The organism is Alteromonas lipotrueae (assembly GCF_019249255.1).
GTDB classification, from domain to species: domain Bacteria; phylum Pseudomonadota; class Gammaproteobacteria; order Enterobacterales; family Alteromonadaceae; genus Alteromonas; species Alteromonas lipotrueae.
Genome location: NZ_JAESDJ010000015.1, coordinates 77,518 through 95,370 on the forward strand (window position 1 = coordinate 77,518; position 17,853 = coordinate 95,370).

Genomic DNA, 17,853 nt, shown 5'->3' on the forward strand with positions numbered 1-17,853 from the left:
TCTGAGCATTACCATTGCTTGTCACTTCACTCATGCCTTATAGAACAACGTTTTATTGCTTACGCGTTCCGACAAGCTTGAGATTATTTATTTAATGAACAGATGGCTTATCTTGCTGATCATCAAGTAAAGACTGACCTAACTCGCTGAAGCACAAAATAGCGGAAATCTTCACATATTCCATCACTTCAAATAAGGCGCGTTCTGACTCTTCATCAGCATCCATAGGTTCTTCCATACGAGCGATGTCAGCAAAATCTTCTAATGCTTCTTTTACATCGGCAGAGCACTGCATTAGGTCTTGCTGGTGTAAGCCAAACCCTAACATAAAGCCGTGCACCCAATTAATCAGCGCTTCGCCTCTATCATTTATAGGGGCTTGGTCGTCTGGTAGCATTAACTGTAAGGCGAACTCTGGTTCAAGTAACTGCTGACACGTTTGATTAAACAATGTGTTTAAAAGATAAGTGGTCGCATCGTTGAAGTTTTCACCTTGGTGAATAGTGTCACTTAATGCAGAAAGCCACTTCTGATCGGTTAGCGACATACCGCCACACAACATGCCACATAAAATACCGTGAACTTCGGCGCCATCTACTACTATGCCGTGTTGCGATAACTTGTTGCTAACGCTGTCGTAATCGAGCTGTTTTTCCACAAATAGGTTTCCTTTTTCGTTGAAACTTAATATTAGCAAAATAGCGCTATAAAACACACCATTGGTGATTTGGTCAGATGTTATTCAAGTAGTACTGGTCTTATGGGTTTTAACTGGCAACCTAGGATCAATTGCTCTATGATCGTCGTTATTGGATAAGGAACTTCCTTTGCAGCAGATTAAGGTAAATGAGTAAGGTCGACCTCACTTAAGTGAAGCAAATTTGAGCTTAAGTGAATAGCGTGTATAATTGCTGACCAACTGGTCAAGATTAGATTTATCGAATCTCATCAGTAATGGTTAAATTAGCTACGCAAATAATTCATTGGCGCTTTGGTGATCTACTTCACCCCACACCGCGTTTGATATACCCTGTTGCGTTATACAATAACAATGTTTCCTGGAATGTTCGCCAGTTCACTCTTGTCCCTGGCCGATGCTATTAAACTAGGAAGTTGAAACCATGGCTACTGTGCAAGCTCGGCTCGTATCGAGAAGCCTACGGCCATAGTGATGCTTCCGCCCTGAACTTTCGGTTCACGGGCGAACGATGAACAGCGGCATTTCGGGAGACGCCCTCTTTCGACGGAAGAAGAAATGGCAATAATAAATTTTGGCTCTATAAATATCGATCATGTTTATCAGGTAGATCACTTTGTTCAACCTGGTGAAACCCTTGCGTCTACTCACTATCAACAACTGCTTGGTGGTAAAGGTGCGAACCAATCAATTGCCCTCGCGCAAGCGGGTGCTGATGTTCGTCATGTGGGCAGCATTCATGAAAATGACGCAACGTTCAAACAAACGCTAATTAAAAAAGGCGTAGATTGTCGCGGCGTTAGATGCTCTGAAACCCCTTCAGGTCATGCCATTATTCAAGTAACGCCCAGTGGCGAAAATGCTATTGTGTTATTTGGTGGCGCAAACCAAACCATTACTGCCGATACTGTAAACAAAGCGTTGTTAGATACGTCGTCTTCCGATTGGGTTTTAACCCAAAACGAAACCAGCAGTATTGCTGACGTACTTCGCTTGGCAAAAGAAAGTCAGCTTAAAGTTGCGTTTAACCCTGCACCTATGAGCGAGTCGGTTAAAGGCCTTCCTTTAGATTGTATCGATTTACTGATTGTAAACGAGACGGAAGCAGCAGCATTAACGGATAAAGAAGAATTAGACGATATTCTTACGGTATTTAAAGAGCAATGGTCTCATTGCGAAGTTATTATTACACTCGGTAAAGCGGGTGTGATGATGTTAAGAGGAAACGATACCATTGAAGTGGAAGCGTTTTCTGTTGATGCAGTAGATACCACAGCCGCTGGCGATACGTTTATAGGTTACTTTTTGTCTGCTTACAGTACTCACACTGATGCCAAACGCGCATTAATTCGAGGCTGCGCAGCATCTGCTATTGCGGTAACACGTGAAGGCGCTGCGCAAAGTATTCCTACGCAGAAAGAAGTTGACCGTTTTTTGGCAAAGCACACTAAATAAGAAAACGCACTAGAGTATTATTAATGGCACATAAGATAATTTTAGATACGGATCCTGGCATCGATGATGCGATGGCAATATTTTTTGCGTTTCAATCTCCAGATATCGAAGTACTTGGTTTAACCACTGTTTACGGTAACGTACCGGTAACCATGGCGGCACAAAATGCCCTTACCCTTTGCGAAATGGCAGGTAAAGACATTCCGGTAACCAAAGGCGTTGGTATGCCTTGGGTAGGCCCTGAATCAACTTACGCGCATTTTGTACATGGCGACTATGGTTTCGGTCACATTAAACCTGAAGCCCCTAAAACCGAGTTAGACCCTCGTAGCTCTGCTCAGTTTATTGTGGATATGGCCCGTAAATACCCTGGTGAAGTTACCCTTGTGGCTATTGGCCCTTTAGGTAACTTAGCGCTAGCACTACGTTTAGAGCCAGAACTGCCTAAGTTAGTGAAAGGCGTTACCATTATGGGTGGTGCTGCATTTGTACGTGGTAACGTAACACCACTTGCCGAAGCTAACATTTGGAACGATGCCTACGCTGCCGAAATTGTATTTGGTGCAGATTGGGACCTAACTATGTTCGGCTTAGACGTGACTAACGACACGCCGTTTTCTCCTTCTTTTGTTGAAACATTAGAAGAAAAGAATGCGAAGCTTGGTGGTTTTGTGAAAGACACTGCCCAGTTCTACATGGATTTCTATTCAGCCAATCGTGAAGATCGTGTTTGTTTCTTCCATGATGCATTCCCGCTTGCCCACTTGCGTCACCCTGAGTTATTTGAACTCACCGAAGGTCATGTGCGTGTTGGTACTGGCGAGCTAGATCGTGGCCAAACAGCAGTGGCACCTAAGGGGACAACCCCTAGCCCACTGTGGAACGATGCGAACACCATTAAAGTTGCTACTAAAGTAGACCACGCTAAATTGGAACAATTGTTCATAGACACCTACGCTTTATAGATGTGGAAGGAGGCCGTTCTACGGTAGTCGGCCTCCTACTTTCACATTTCAGTTGAGGTAATGTGAAAGAATGATCCCTGCCAAAGTTCCTGAAAACGAAGAGCAGCGTTTAAGAGAGCTACTAAACTACGATGTACTTGATACAGACGCCGAGCAGCTCTTCGACGATTTAACTCAACTTGCTTCGCAAATTTGCGATTCCCCCATTGCGTTAATTAGCCTCGTTGACCCAAACAGACAGTGGTTCAAATCTCGCGTGGGAATTGAAGCCACAGAAACTTCTCGCAATATCGCCTTTTGCTCTCATGCTATTTTACAGCGTGAAATATTTGAAGTGCCCAACGCAAAAGAAGACCCTCGCTTTCACGACAATCCTCTTGTAACGGGCGAGCCGAATATTCGATTCTATGCAGGGGCGCCTTTAATTACGCCCTCGGGGCATGCCATTGGCACGCTATGCGCAATAGGCCATCAACCAAAAACCCTTACCAGTCTTCAACGCCATGCACTTAAAACACTGAGTGAATCAGTGGTTGCGCATCTTGAATTAAAACGCAAGAACCGAGAGCTTGAGCGAACCAGCCAGTTTAAATCTGACTTTCTTTCCTACATTAGCCACGAAATAAGAACGCCGCTAAATGCGATAAACACGTTCAGTCATTTACTTGAAGGAGAAGCGAGACAACATTCACTTCCCGCTAACTTTACCGACTCACTCGGGCATATAAGCAAAAGCGGTGAGCGTTTACTTGAAATAGTGAACTCTGTGTTAGACATGAAGCAAATAGAAGCGGGTAAAATGCGCGTTATGCCGCGCCCGGTAGGCACAGCTGACTTTTTCACTCATTTATTCTCGCTAACCCGAATTCGCGCTGAAGATGGGAATGTTATTTTTAATTCTGTGATTGATGACAATGTTCCCCACTCTCTGTATTTTGACGACACTAAATTTGGTCAAGTAGCCTTAAACTTATTATCGAACGCCATTAAGTACACTCATGCCAACAAGCACGTTTCCATTCAGGTAAAATACAAGCAAGGGAAATTGTTGCTGGCGATTAAAGACGAAGGCATTGGCATTAGTGAAGAGGAACAAAAGAAGCTGTTCGCACCATTCGAGCGAATGGAGAACGCGCATCAATTTGATGGTACAGGCTTAGGCTTAAATATTACCAAGAAGCTAGTAGAGTTGATGGGGGGGGTTATAAAGCTTAGCAGTAAGTTAAACGAAGGCACCCGTGTGAGCGTAGCCATTCCGGCAGAAGAAGTTAGCGCCGATACCATTAAGCACGCCCCCTCGCTTTTACAGCCCCAAAAGCTAAATGTTCCTGCTGACTCTCACGTATTGGTAGTGGAAGATCATTATATTAATCAAATAGTGATTAAAACCATATTTGATAAATTTGGTTTACCATTATCAGTTGTAGGTAGCGGTGAAGAAGGCGTAGAGTATGTAAAATCGAACCCTGTAGATTTGGTGCTGATGGACATCAACTTACCGGGTATTGACGGAACAGAAGCCACTCGGCAAATTAAGCTCATGCGTGCAACACTGCCTGTTATTGCCTTAACCGCAGATGTTATCACGCAACGAGACCTGTTATTAAAAAATGGCTTAGACGACCTACTCACTAAGCCTGTGGAAAACGCAGAGCTTATTAGGGTACTTAATCGCTATTTAGGAAAGTAAGACAACGTGGAGCCACTGGAAGCCCGCTGTATGGTAAAAAGTACATCTCGAAAGACACTACGAAAGACATTAAGAGCATTACGCAACGGATTATCTGATTCACAGCAGCAGCACGCCTCGTTGGCAGTACGCGATAGCCTTTTAACATTGCCCGAAATTACCTATGCATCATCGGTTGCCTGTTACCTGCCTAACGACGGAGAAGTAGACTTACGCCCCTTTATGCACGCATGCTGGGGCTTAAATCAAGCATCTGAACGTCATACTTCTTTGCCCGTATTGCATCCAGTTTGTAAGGGCCATCTGCTGTTTCTTCGTTACACAGATAAAACGCCAATGCGTGTGAATAAATACAACATTGAAGAGCCAATACTAGCCTGCCCTGATGTTATCCCTACCTTTCAGCACCAGGTAATACTTATGCCGTTGGTGGGATTCGATGCCAATGGAAATCGCTTAGGCATGGGCGGAGGCTATTATGACCGCACGCTAGCCAGCATTCAAACTCGAACTATAGAGCCAAAACTTATTGGTATTGCCCACGATTGCCAACAAGTAGACAAACTTCCGGTTCAGTCTTGGGATATTCCTGTAAACGCAATTGTCACCCCCACACAGCAATTGAGCTTTAATCGTACATAACGCACCGTAAATTCCCCTATCACGGTGGGTTAGCTAGCGGTTTTCCGGTAAACTGATGAAAATTTAGTTAGGAGAGTCACTATGGATCAGAATGCAAAGAAGCAAGCAGTAGCTAAAGCAGCCATCGAATATGTTGAAAACGGCAGTATTGTTGGCGTAGGTACTGGCTCCACAGTTAATTTTTTCATTGAAGAACTCGGCAAAATTAAAAACAACATCGAAGGAGCAGTATCAAGCTCTGATGCCTCTACCAAGTTGCTAGAAGCCCTAGGCATTGAAGTATTCGCACTAAACGATGTTAGCAATATTTCAGTGTATATCGACGGTGCTGATGAAGTTACCGAACACAAACACATGATTAAAGGCGGCGGTGCAGCCCTTACCCGGGAAAAAATTGTGGCGGGTGCATCAACTACATTCGTGTGTATTGTAGACGATAGCAAGCGCGTTCCCGTGCTTGGCAAATTCCCTCTTCCTGTTGAAGTTATTCCAATGGCGCGATCGTTTGTGGCTCGCGAGTTGGTAAAACTAGGCGGCGATCCTGAATACCGTCAAGGCGTGGTAACCGATAACGGTAACGTTATTTTAGACGTACATAACCTTGAAATCTTAAACCCAAGAGAGCTTGAACAGTCGATTAATAATATTCCTGGTGTGGTCACCAACGGCATATTCGCCCTACGTGGCGCAGACATCGTACTATCGGCCACCGAAACCGGTGTTGATACCTTTAAATAATAGCTTTCAAGTTAAACTGATTTCTGTTAGATTTCCGTTTAGACGTCTAGATGGCCTTTCGAGAGTTTGAGGCTAGTACTAGTCGGGGTAGGTAAGACTTCCGCAAACACGCTGTGAACCCATCCATGGGAGCTCCGCCGCCGCATCCATGCGGCGGAGGGTTTGCTCCAGTCTTACCTACCCCGCCTGCACCAGCCTCGAGCTCTGTAAATACTAATACTTTTTAAGAGATAGCAAATCCATGAGCAAAGTTTCACTAGAGAAGGATAAGATCCGGATATTGTTGTTAGAGGGTGTGCATCAAAGTGCACTAGAAACCTTTAAGAATAATGGATACACCAATATTGAGTATCTCAAAACGTCCCTTCCTGAAGAAGAGCTTGTTGAGAAAGTGAAAGATGCACATTTTATTGGCCTTCGTTCGCGCACTCAAATTACTGAGAAGGTGGTAGACGCCGCTCAGAAATTGGTGGCTATTGGTTGTTTCTGTATTGGTACTAACCAAGTTAATTTAGAAGCAACACAGCGCCGTGGTATTCCGGTATTTAATGCCCCATTTTCTAATACTCGTTCAGTAGCAGAGCTTGTGCTTGGTCAGCTTATTCTTTTGCTTCGCCAAGTGCCTAGCAAAAGTGCTAAAGCGCACCGTGGTGAGTGGGAAAAAACAGCAAATGGTTCATATGAAGCCCGTGGAAAAACACTGGGTATTATTGGTTACGGGCATATAGGTACCCAACTAAGCATTCTTGCTGAACACCTTGGTATGCGCGTGCAGTTTTTCGATATTGAAGATAAGTTGGTATTAGGTAACTCAACCCAAGTTAAGTCGTTAGAGAAACTATTAAATACCTCTGATGTGGTATCGCTTCACGTGCCTGAAACTCAGCAAACGCAAAACATGTTTGCAGCTGAGCAATTTGCGCAAATGAAGAAAGGCAGCATTTTTATTAATGCTTCTCGCGGTACGGTTGTAGATATTGACGCTCTAGCCGATGCGCTTGAAAGCGGCCAGCTAAATGGCGCAGCTATTGATGTATTCCCTGTTGAGCCTAAATCGAATAACGAAGAATTCCAATCGCCTCTACGTAAATTCGATAACGTTATTCTTACGCCGCATGTAGGTGGTAGCACTCAAGAAGCGCAAGAAAACATTGGTATAGAAGTGGCGGGTAAATTGGCGAAGTACAGTGATAATGGTTCTACCTTATCAGCAGTTAACTTCCCCGAAGTATCATTGCCAGAGCACATTAGCCGCTCTCGTTTACTTCACGTGCACAAAAACCAGCCGGGTATTCTTACTCAAATTAACCAAGCGTTTGCAGAGAAAGGCATCAACATTGAAGCCCAGTACCTTCAAACTAACGCAGAAATTGGTTATGTAGTGGTAGATGTTCAGCAAGACAGAGCTTATGACGCGCTTGCACAGCTACAGCAGATTGACGGTACGATTAAGACCCGTATTCTTCACTAATGCTATGAATGGCGGCAGTGAGCTACCGTCATTCGTTAATCAATGTTGAAGACATAAAAAAACGCTGCCAATGGCAGCGTTTTTTGTTTCTACAATCGTTAATACGATTTTAGAAGAAGTTGTAAACTAGCGTTACTGCCGTTTCAGTATCAAGCTTTTCAACGTCGTCAGATACGTTTGAGTTATGGTCTAACTTGAACGACACCTTCATAGAAAGGTTACCGCTAATGGTAGCCGTAAGCGCCGACTCAGCACGAGATTTTGTGTTGTCAGACCCCACTTCCGTACTTACTGTTTGAGTAAATTTAGCTGTGTCAGAAATTCTCCAAGAGTAAGCACTTGAAGCACGAACAATCATGCTGTTCTGCTCTTCGCCTTCTTGCGTTTCAGCAAACGAGTAACCAGGACCGATTGAGTACTCTAAAGTGTGACGTTTATTTTCCAGCACTTTTTGGTTCCAACCTACAGCAACTGTTGATTGATAGTCGAAGTTACTTAAACGGTCATCTTCATATGATGCGAAACCAAACAAACGGTAATCCGGGTTTTCTAACTTGTAGTTACCCTGCGCAGAACCGTAAAATTTTTGTGCCGATGTGTACTCTTCTTCGGTACCGTCGTCGTTATCTACCGTTTCTTTCTTGTAAAGACCTTCAAGAATGTAGTCGTTGCTCCACTGCTGCAATTCTTGGTGAGCAGTAATACCGGCACTGATTGATGACGTTTCAGTGTTACCTGTTGTTGCGATAATACCGAGTTCACCTTCCATCGTGAAAGGTTTAACGTCGTCTTGAGCAAAAGTAACAGAAGAGAAAGACAAGGCCAAAAGTGAAGCGAGAAGCTGTTTTTTCATTAGCAATCCTAGTAGTGTTTTATCCTTTGCCATGCTGTGAATACCTAGCGTAAGCACTAGCCAGCATAGCCTGAAAAATCTGCGCCAATAGTACCTACCTAATAGTGCGAGTCAATGAGGGTCGAATAGAAATTAGACTATAAGACGTAAAATTTACACTTATTGATAAGCTTTAAGCGAACTTATTAGAAGAATTGATAAACCAAAGCAACTGACGTCTCGGTACTTAACCCATCTACATCTTCGGTAGTGTCGGTTTCATGATTCAAAATAAACGACAGCTTCATGGCTAAAGAGCCGAAAACATTGGCCGATAAAGACGTCTCAGAACGAGATTTAGTATTTTCATCACCCGCTTCAGTACTAACAAATTGTCGAAGGTTAGCACCTGATGCCCAATGGTATTTGTATTCAGCAGATGCCCTTACAATTACACCGTCATTGATATCTTCATCTAACGGCTCTTCAAGCTCGACAAAGGCATAACCCGGCCCAACACTGTAACGAAACTCACTGACTTCGTCTCGCCACACCCGCTGTGACCAACCGGCTGCAAGTGAAGCACGATGGTCATACCCGCTAAAGGAGTCATCTTCATAATCGCCGTACATGAATAAACGTCTACCAGGCTGGTTTAATTTATAATCGAACTGAGCGCTGCCATAGAAGCGTTTGGCCGATACCTCGCGACCAGTGCCATCGGCGTTACTTTCTTGATAAAGCATTTCTGCAAAGTACAGACTGCTCCAACTTTCAGTTTCATGATCGGCGTTAATACCCGCTTTAATACTCGCTGCAGATGTATTTCCAGTATTTGACAGAATACCTAACTCACCGTTCAGCGAAAACCTAGGTACTTCGTCGTCGGTGTCTGGCGTAAAATCGGCGTGATAAAGCGTTTGAATTAGATCACGTTCTGCTGCGAAGACGGCAGTACTTATACCGAGTAGACAGCATACTGCACAAAATAATTTTGTTAGATTAAGCATAATTTTTAATAAATTTTTATAGGTTCGGTGTTGTTATGGCATAGCCATTTAACACCCTATTATGCCCTTCCGTGGGTATTACGTAAGCTATGTGTCTTTTTACCGCTTAGTTTTACAATCGAGCGCTTGTAGAACGGTCTCTGAATTCATATTCAACAACCATCAAGCTGCTTTGCGCCACATGAAGCTTAAAACTGCCTACCATTGTTTTACCTCACTGCCAGTAAATCAATGTATAAGCATGGAAATTTTTGCTGTTTCTCTATCGGCGAACTCTATGGCATTTGCCACATCATCTAGGTTAACGCCAATATTATTGGCTATGTCTTCTGCAAAAAGTTCAACGTCACCGTTAGTTTTTTTATTTTGCTGCATAATAGTGACTTTTGATGCTAATGCCAGTAGCGCAATATCGCTATCCGCAGCCTGTCTAGACATATCATTCGCATGCATAACAGGATAATAAAGCACAAGAGGAAGCTTCCAGTTTTCTAATATGGTACCGCTACAGTTTGAAAAGGTAAAACCAAAATGTTGAATTTGTCTTGCCCCTAGCAGCATGTCGCTTTCTTGCTCAATGTAGCCTTTGTAAAGCTCTGGCGAGCGTTTAGCGATGACCAACTCACTGAGGTTTTGCAAAATGCCCATTACGAAGAAGCGCTCACTACCTCTTTTATTGCTAGCCTTAGCCAGATGCTTCGCCACCATTCCACAATAAACCGAGTCGAACCAATGTTTATCAAGGTTAATAAGCTGGGTATCAAAATATTTAAAAGCAGTGTTAGCGGTTTCTGCCACTACCAAATTATACAAAGCTTCACCACCAATAATGTTGATGGCTTTCGAAACAGATTCTACTTGAGATGGAAACCGGAACAGTGAGCTGTTTGCCAATCGCAACACCTTGGCTGTTAATGACGAATCTAAACTGATCAAATCGCCAAGATCGCTTGCACTTGAACGGGGGTTATCTAATACCGAGCGGATACGTATACATATATCTGGCAAGGTAAACGACTTTGTAGCAAACGACACATATTTATCTAAGGACATGCAAAGGTTCCACTTTTAACTATTACATAGCGGTGTATAAAAGAAAAACTACACCACTTATGCTTTATCAATTTTCTCGGGAGACGTATCAAACATAGAAATTTGACTAGGCTCTCGGACTTCTTTTATTGCTTCGTTTTGACGGCGGGCTCTGCTTAAGGCCGCTTTTTTACGGCGCTGACATGCCACTATGACTTTTCGGCGAGTTCCATCATCAATCTTGAGCCAATACAATCGCTCTTCTCGGCTGCGGTAACATCCTTTGCAATACCCTCGCGGTCCAGACTCACAAACACCAATACAGGGGCTTGGAATTTCAAAGAACTCCAGTTGCTGTGCTGGTGGCGTTTGGTCTGTCATGTTTACCTGTATGCGTTTGCTAAAACGCGTTGCGTTAAATTAAAAACATTCTCTTAATGCCACTAACACCTTATTACTGGCCACGTAAACTAAGATGACTTTTACTTTACTCCACTATATTTTGGGCAAACTCACCAAAATAGCAACTCTGTAATAATACACCAGTATTAATCTACCAGTGTATAGTCAATAGTCGAAACTACCCGCACCTGCTTGATATGTGGGTGATGATGGTCTCTACTCGAGATAGAAAACCGTCCCTGATTAGCCCGTTTTATTTTCCCTAAGGTACTGTTTGAGTCTTGCGCGAATTTCTCAGCAACCTCTCTGGCGTTGACTGTGGCTTCCTCTATCATTGCCGGCTTTACTTCATTTAAACGCGTAAATACATAGTCGGGCTGCGCTTGATAGTGTTGATTCGTTAGCACCACACCAGACTTTAATAAGCGACCTATCTGGCTCATGACTAAGCGCACATTTTCTACATCGTTTGAAAACACGGTAATGGTTTGCACTGCGCTATAACGAAATGGCGCCTTTTCTGTTCCTCCATATTGCTGAGCTAGCTTATCGGTAATGTCTGGCTTACCGATGGTAATTCCCTCTTTGGCAATACCGTTATTCTGTAAGAAGGTAGAGACTTTCATGCTGTTAGTTTCAATGTGGTTGTAGAGGGCGGGTAAATCATTGCCTGCATCTACAAATTGAATAGGCCAAATCACGCGATCAGCCACGTATTCACGTTCTGATAATCCTTTAACGGTAACTATCCTATCCCAGGTTTGCATGTCGTTTAAGGCCGAAGACACCTGTTGACCCAATACGCCAAGCGCACTCACCATGCCTATTGCCACCACCACTGCTGCACCTATTTTCATAATCCTCATTTCCATTTTTTATTGTTGGTAGTGTTAGCCTACGTTCCATTAAGGTCGATATTAGGGAGTAAAACAGCCGACATTATTGATACTTAACGATACATAGTGACCAATTGTGGCATTAAAGAGGTTGAATAAAAGGTGAAGGAATAGCGTTCGAGGGGCGCGAGGAGAACCAAGACAGCTTTTGAAAATACTAAACAGGAGGGCGCTCTGCATTCACCTATATTGTTTATTTTATGCCCCAATAGCTCTACATAAACCGAACAGTTATGTGACACAGTCTTTAGGGTGATTTTTCTTAAATAGTGAGACTAAGTAAAGTAAACGCTATTTATGAGACTTACAGCCTCACTAATACACGTTTAAATTTCAATTAGATGAAATAAATTAATCATCAATAGAGCATACACTCAAATTATGTAAATTTATTGCCGCATTTATATAAAATAACAATAGCTTATTAAGGTAAAAGTCCAGTTTCTTCAAATTAAGCTATCAGATCCTAACGACTACGAGACTCATTTTTTATGTGGATTATTTTTGCATTGCTCGCAACATGTTTTTTTGGTTTACGTGGGATCTTGTATCAATGGACATCGCAGAAAAACTTGAATCGGGATCTACTGTTATTTGGTGTGTTTTTTATTGGATTTATGATTAGTCTGGTCGGTGTACTGTTGTTAAATCAACGTTGGTATGGTTGGGCTGATGTGGCTGTTGGTCTGGGCCTAGGCTTTGGATCTTTTGCTGCGAATGCGCTTTTACACAAGGGATTTTCAGTAGGAAAAGCATCACTCATCAGCGTTCTGTCAGGATTGACTCCTTTATTTGTACTAATTTTTGCATTTTTAATATGGAAAGAGACGTTAACAGCTATTCAATTACTTGGATTTTTTATTATTTTTTGTGGTCTTTGTATTATTAGATATTCGTCGGATATCTCTGCAGATAACTTGAAAGGAGCACAATGGGGACTACTTGCTGCATTGTTCTTTACGTTTACTGATTTAATGGGGAAACAATCCACACTCTTAGAGGCTGATGTTTTTGCTACTTTAACCTCTATGTTTGGATTCGGAAGTTTCCTTTTTGCCGTGACGTGGTTGGCAAAGCGTAAGAAATCTCTAGCTACTCAGTATTCAGTTACCACTAATTGGTCGGAAATAAAAACGTTCTCTTGCGGACTGATAGTTGGGGTGGCAAACGTAAGCGGTATGGTGGCAATAATATCCGCTTTTTCTATTGGTAATACTGGGCTAGTTTCTGCGATTTCAGGAATGAATATCTTACTTATTCTCCTTTATTCTCGTGTTGTTTTGAAAGAAACATTTAGCCGCCAAGAAGTGCTAGGGTTAACTGCTGCATTCGTCGGCCTTATGGTACTTAGATTAAGCTAAACCTTTTTCTATCAGTACCTTACGTCACAGTATTTTTAGTGAAGTGCAGTAAGGTATATTCAATAAATAACTAAAAATTATTATTACAGCCATGAAAACTCGCTTATTGCCTTCAACAGACTGATATATTAGTCGTTCCGAAAGGCCTACCACAAAAAAAGGCCACTTAAATAAGTGGCCTGAAGTGCCTCCAAAGTACGAGGAGGAGGCAACGCTTGGGTAAACGGGAGCGTTAACCTTTACGTTTCAACAAGTAGTAAAAAACAGGCGTTAGGATTAAACCAAAAACAGTCACGCCAATCATGCCGGAGAAAACCGCTACTCCCATAGCTTGACGCATTTCAGAGCCCGCGCCGGTAGAAAGCACCATAGGTAACACGCCCATAATGAATGCAATAGACGTCATCAGTATGGGGCGAAGACGCAACTTACTGGCCTCTTTAATGGCTGATAGTGCATCCATGCCGTTGTCTTGTAGCTCTTTAGCAAATTCCACAATAAGAATGGCGTTTTTAGTAGCAAGCCCCACTAACACTATTAAGCCAATTTGGGTAAATATGTTGTTGTCGCCGCCGTATATCACCACGCCAATTAACGCACTTAGCAAGGTCATAGGAACAATTAATATAATAGCCAGTGGTAAGCGCAAGCTTTCATACTGCGCAGCCAAAACTAAAAACACCAACAGTACTACCAGCGGGAAGATAAAGGCTGACGCGTTACCTGCCAATATTTGCTGATACGTTAGCTCGGTCCATTCGTAGGTCATACCTAACGGCAGGGTTTCATCAAGAATTTGCTCGATAGCCGCTTTTGCCTGATCTGAACTGTAGCCCGGAGCCGGAGAACCATTGACTTCAGCAGTAACATAACCGTTGTAATGCATCACTCTGTCTGGCCCTGCACTATGTTCAATATTAAGGAACGAACCTAGCGGGATCATATCGCCTTTATCGTTTCGCACTTTAAACTGAGTGATGTTTTCAACGTCTTGGCGGTACTGGGCATCGGCCTGAACATTCACCTGATAGGTTCTACCGAACAAGTTGAAGTCGTTCACGTACACCGAGCCTAAATACGCCTGCATGGTGTCAAATAAGGTGCCAATATTTACCCCTTGGCTAACGGCTTTCTCGCGGTCTACATCCACATTTAACTGAGGTACATTAACCGTAAAGCTAGTGAAACTACCGGTTAGTGCAGGGTGCGCCCACGCTTTGCCAATCACCTCTTGCGTTACTTTTTCAAGTTCAGCAAAACCTAAGTTTCCTCTGTCTTGCACTTGCAGCCTAAACCCACCAATGGTGCCAAGCCCCATTACCGGTGGTGGCGGGAATATAGCCACATACGCACCTTTAATAGAACCAAATTGCTGGTTTAATTGCATCGCAATAGCACCGGCGGATAACTCTGGACTTTGGCGTTCACTAAAAGGCTTTAACGGCGTAAACAGCACACCGGAACTTGGGCTATTGGTGAAGCCATTAATATTCAAACCTGGAAACGCTACTGCATCAGAAACCCCAGGGTGCTCCATCGCAATTCGTGACATTTCACGTACCACTTCCTCGGTTCTATCTAGCGACGAGGCATTGGGAAGCTGAGCAAATGCAATAAGGTACTGCTTATCTTGCGGCGGTACATAACCGGTTGGCGTGTTAGCAAACTGGAAGTAGGTTAGGCCTAATAAACCGGCATAAAGCACCACTACCACACCGCTTTTGCGAATAAGCCCACCTACAGCGCCTGTGTATTTTTTGGCACCGCGATCGAACATTTTATTAAATGGCGTAAATACAAAACGGCCAAATAATTTATCCATACCACGGCTTAACCAATCTTTCGATTGCCCATGAGGCTTTAATAATAATGCCGACAGCGCTGGGCTTAGGGTTAGTGAATTAATGGCCGAAATAAAGGTAGAAATGGTAATAGTTAACGCAAACTGCTTATAAAATTGACCGGTTAAGCCACTCATAAAGGCAGTAGGGATAAATACCGCAGCCAATACCAAGGTAGTGGCAATAATAGGGCCTGTTACTTCTTTCATGGCTTGTACTGTAGCGTCGAATGGCGCTTTACCGTCGGCAATATTTCGCTCTACGTTTTCCACCACCACAATGGCATCATCAACCACAATCCCGATAGCGAGTACCAAGCCAAACAACGACAGCGCATTTAATGAAAAGCCCATCAATTGCATAAACGCAAAGGTACCTACCAACGAAATGGGAACGGCCACTAAAGGAATAATGGAAGCGCGCCACGTTTGTAAAAACAGTACAACAACCAAAACAACCAATAACACAGCTTCAAATAACGTATTCACCACCGCTTCAATTGAGCCGCGCACGAATACCGTGGGGTCGTAAACGATGTCGTATTCCAACCCTTCTGGAAACATTTTTTCTAGCTGAGCCATGCGCGCACGCACGTCATCAGAAATTTGAATGGCATTAGAACCTGGTGCCTGAAATATAGGTAATGCAGCCGCAGGATTGTTGTTTAACAGTGAACGCAAGGTGTAGTAATCGGCACCTAACTCAATTCGTGCTACATCTTTTAAACGGGTAATTTCACCATTATCCCCGGCTTTAATGATGATGTTTTCAAACTCACTTTCATCTTCTAGGCGACCGCGTACATTGATAAGCAGTTGAAACTCGCTGGTGCCCGTAGGCTGTGCACCTAGACTTCCTGCCGCAGCTTGTTGGTTTTGTTCGGAAATTACCGCCACCACATCGCCTGGGTTCATTTGCAGTGAGGCTAACTTGTTTGGATCTAGCCATACACGCATGCTGTATTCACCAGCACCAAATAAACGAACTTGCCCTACCCCTTCAACACGAGCGAGTTCATCTTTTACGAATTGGTCAGCATAGTTAGACAAATAGAGCATGTCGTAACGTTTATCAGGCGACGTTAAATGCACCACCATGGTTAAATTGGGTGACGATTTTTCGGTAACAATGCCTAAGCGCTGTACTTCCTGTGGCAATCGCGGTGTGGCGCGATTAACCCGGTTTTGAACCAGTGTAGTGGCATCATCAGGGTCGGTACCAATGGCAAACGTGATGGTAAGGGTCATACGCCCATCAGATGTAGCCTGCGAAGACATGTAAATCATATCTTCTACGCCGTTAATTTCCTGCTCTAAGGGGGTAGCAACGGTTTCAGCTATAACCTTGGGGTTAGCACCTGGATAGTTAGCCGTTACCACTACCGTAGGCGGCACAACTTCAGGGTATTCTGTAATAGGAAGCTGCCAAACAGCAATGGCCCCGCCAATGAAAATGAGCAGGCTTAGTACACCTGCAAAAATAGGGCGGCGAATGAAAAATTGCGAAAAGTTCATTAATTAATTCCAGTACCCGCTGCGCTACCAGTAAGGGTATCAGCGCTAGCCAAATTTGTTACGTTATCTACTCGTGCCTGCCAATTTTGTAGGCTTGCAAGAGCTTCTTTATCACCCATATCAACCTGGTTTGGCGCAACAACAGCACCTGGACGCACACGCTGAAGGCCATCGACTACAATGGTGTCGCCAGCTACTAAGCCATTTTGAATAATGCGCATACTACCCACTTTGTCACCCAAGGTAACCGCGCGGTATTTCACCTTATTTTCGCTGTTTACCACCAACACAAATTTGTTGTTAAGGTCGGTACCTATCGCTTTTTCTTTAATGAGAATGCCTTGCTCGTTGGTATCACCCGCTAGTTTTAAATGGGTAAATAAACCCGGCATTAAACGACCATTTTCGTTATTGAATACAGCACGAACACGAAGGGTGCCGGTACTGCCATTCACTTGATTATCGACGAAATCGATTTGCCCCCAGTGGCCATAATCTTGCTCATTAGCAAGACGCATCGCAACCGCCTGGTCGTTTACCGTAGCGTCGGTTTTATCATCACTGCTAATGTAATTTAGGTAAGTTTGCTCATCAATATCGAAGTATGCGTAAAGCTGATGGGTAGATACGATGCTAGTAAGCTCTGACTGCCCTGCCGTTACATAGTTACCTTCGGTGATATTCGCGCGAGACACACGGCCAGAAATCGGCGCTTCAACTCGAGCAAAACCACGGTTCAAACGGGCAACGTCTAACGCCGCTTTCGTTTGGTTTATGCTAGCAAAAGCTTGATTCTTACCCGCTAAACGTTCGTCTAGCACTTCTTGCGAAACCGCTTGGGTTTTACGAAGCTTTACGACTCTGTCATAGCTTTGCACAGATAAGTCATAGCGGCTTTTTGCTTCTTCAAGTTGCGCGGTTAAACGCTCAACTTCTGCTTTAAAAGCGCGGTTATCAATAAGGAATAAGGTTTCGCCCTGCTCTACATATTCGCCTTCTTCAAAAGCAACAAATTCAATGTAGCCTGAAACGCGGGGGCGAAGCGATACCGTTTGCGGCGCTTCTAAACGGCCAGTAAAACTGTCCCACTCAGTTAAACGCTGCGAGACCACTGGCGCAACATCTACAGGAATGCCTGCATTAGCATGCATTTGCTGGCCAGGATCCGTGTCGTCGCTGCCACATGCGGCGACAAGTGCTGTTAGGCTTAATATTGCCAAAAATCGAGTTAAAGTCGTCATTGCAAGTGTCTCTAAAAGTTTGAAGGCCTGCATTATGCACATCGCAATACAATAAGAATAATTATA

Annotated in this window: 15 protein-coding genes and 1 other RNA gene; 8 read left to right on the top strand and 8 right to left on the bottom strand. The window is 43.6% G+C overall.

Annotated elements, in window-relative coordinates:
* Window positions 1-91: 91 nt before the first annotated feature.
* Window positions 92-658 carry a UPF0149 family protein gene (locus KYS23_RS17155; RefSeq protein WP_159532662.1) on the bottom strand — a complete coding sequence of 189 codons (567 nt, stop codon included), beginning with the start codon at window positions 656-658 and terminating at the stop codon, window positions 92-94.
* 394 nt (window positions 659-1,052) lie between these two features.
* Between KYS23_RS17155 and ssrS the strand changes: the two genes are divergently transcribed.
* The 7 genes from ssrS (at window position 1,053) to serA (ending at window position 7,658) form a co-directional block, all read left to right on the top strand.
* A non-coding RNA gene (gene ssrS / locus KYS23_RS17160) (6S RNA) lies at window positions 1,053-1,234 on the top strand.
* Between the two features lie 21 nt (window positions 1,235-1,255).
* Complete coding sequence (locus tag KYS23_RS17165) at window positions 1,256-2,152, top strand: ribokinase (RefSeq protein WP_218419557.1); 897 nt, start codon at window positions 1,256-1,258, stop codon at window positions 2,150-2,152.
* A 23-nt stretch (window positions 2,153-2,175) separates the two neighbouring features.
* Window positions 2,176-3,117 carry a nucleoside hydrolase gene (locus KYS23_RS17170; RefSeq protein WP_218397407.1) on the top strand — a complete coding sequence of 314 codons (942 nt, stop codon included), beginning with the start codon at window positions 2,176-2,178 and terminating at the stop codon, window positions 3,115-3,117.
* Between the two features lie 70 nt (window positions 3,118-3,187).
* Complete coding sequence (locus KYS23_RS17175) at window positions 3,188-4,807, top strand: hybrid sensor histidine kinase/response regulator (protein ID WP_218419559.1); 1,620 nt, start codon at window positions 3,188-3,190, stop codon at window positions 4,805-4,807.
* A gap of 30 nt (window positions 4,808-4,837) precedes the next feature.
* Entirely contained in the window at window positions 4,838-5,449 is a 612-nt protein-coding gene (locus KYS23_RS17180; RefSeq protein WP_220100332.1) for a 5-formyltetrahydrofolate cyclo-ligase, read from the top strand.
* Between the two features lie 81 nt (window positions 5,450-5,530).
* Window positions 5,531-6,187, top strand: coding sequence for a ribose-5-phosphate isomerase RpiA (gene rpiA / locus KYS23_RS17185; RefSeq protein WP_013782974.1), 657 nt, complete (start codon window positions 5,531-5,533; stop codon window positions 6,185-6,187).
* Between the two features lie 241 nt (window positions 6,188-6,428).
* Window positions 6,429-7,658, top strand: a complete 1,230-nt coding sequence (gene serA / locus KYS23_RS17190; RefSeq protein WP_159532672.1) for a phosphoglycerate dehydrogenase — start codon at window positions 6,429-6,431, stop codon at window positions 7,656-7,658.
* 109 nt (window positions 7,659-7,767) lie between these two features.
* Here the strand turns inward: serA and KYS23_RS17195 are convergent, their stop codons facing one another.
* The 5 genes from KYS23_RS17195 to KYS23_RS17215 all read right to left on the bottom strand — a co-directional run bounded on the left by KYS23_RS17195 (window position 7,768) and on the right by KYS23_RS17215 (window position 11,791).
* Complete coding sequence (locus KYS23_RS17195) at window positions 7,768-8,511, bottom strand: DUF481 domain-containing protein (protein WP_159532674.1); 744 nt, start codon at window positions 8,509-8,511, stop codon at window positions 7,768-7,770.
* 185 nt (window positions 8,512-8,696) lie between these two features.
* The gene (locus KYS23_RS17200; RefSeq protein WP_159532676.1) at window positions 8,697-9,500 is read right to left on the bottom strand and encodes a DUF481 domain-containing protein; all 804 of its coding nucleotides are present in this window, start codon (window positions 9,498-9,500) and stop codon (window positions 8,697-8,699) included.
* A 228-nt stretch (window positions 9,501-9,728) separates the two neighbouring features.
* Window positions 9,729-10,553: an HDOD domain-containing protein gene (locus KYS23_RS17205; RefSeq protein WP_159532678.1), complete on the bottom strand. Its 825-nt coding sequence runs from the start codon at window positions 10,551-10,553 to the stop codon at window positions 9,729-9,731.
* 57 nt (window positions 10,554-10,610) lie between these two features.
* The gene (locus KYS23_RS17210; RefSeq protein ID WP_218419561.1) at window positions 10,611-10,913 is read right to left on the bottom strand and encodes a DUF1289 domain-containing protein; all 303 of its coding nucleotides are present in this window, start codon (window positions 10,911-10,913) and stop codon (window positions 10,611-10,613) included.
* 167 nt (window positions 10,914-11,080) lie between these two features.
* Window positions 11,081-11,791 (bottom strand): SIMPL domain-containing protein, encoded by a 711-nt coding sequence (locus tag KYS23_RS17215; protein WP_218397403.1) that lies wholly within the window; start codon window positions 11,789-11,791, stop codon window positions 11,081-11,083.
* Between the two features lie 530 nt (window positions 11,792-12,321).
* On the opposite strand from KYS23_RS17215, the gene KYS23_RS17220 reads away from it, so the two are divergent.
* Entirely contained in the window at window positions 12,322-13,191 is an 870-nt protein-coding gene (locus KYS23_RS17220; protein ID WP_218397401.1) for a DMT family transporter, read from the top strand.
* Window positions 13,192-13,423: 232 nt separating this feature from the next.
* Here KYS23_RS17220 and KYS23_RS17225 read toward each other — a convergent pair whose 3' ends face one another.
* Window positions 13,424-16,546, bottom strand: a complete 3,123-nt coding sequence (locus tag KYS23_RS17225) for an efflux RND transporter permease subunit (RefSeq protein ID WP_218419562.1) — start codon at window positions 16,544-16,546, stop codon at window positions 13,424-13,426.
* A complete protein-coding gene (locus KYS23_RS17230) occupies window positions 16,546-17,787 on the bottom strand; it encodes an efflux RND transporter periplasmic adaptor subunit (protein WP_218397396.1) in 1,242 nt (413 codons plus the stop codon). The genes KYS23_RS17225 and KYS23_RS17230 overlap by 1 nt, the downstream gene beginning before the upstream one ends.
* Window positions 17,788-17,853 lie beyond the last annotated feature (66 nt).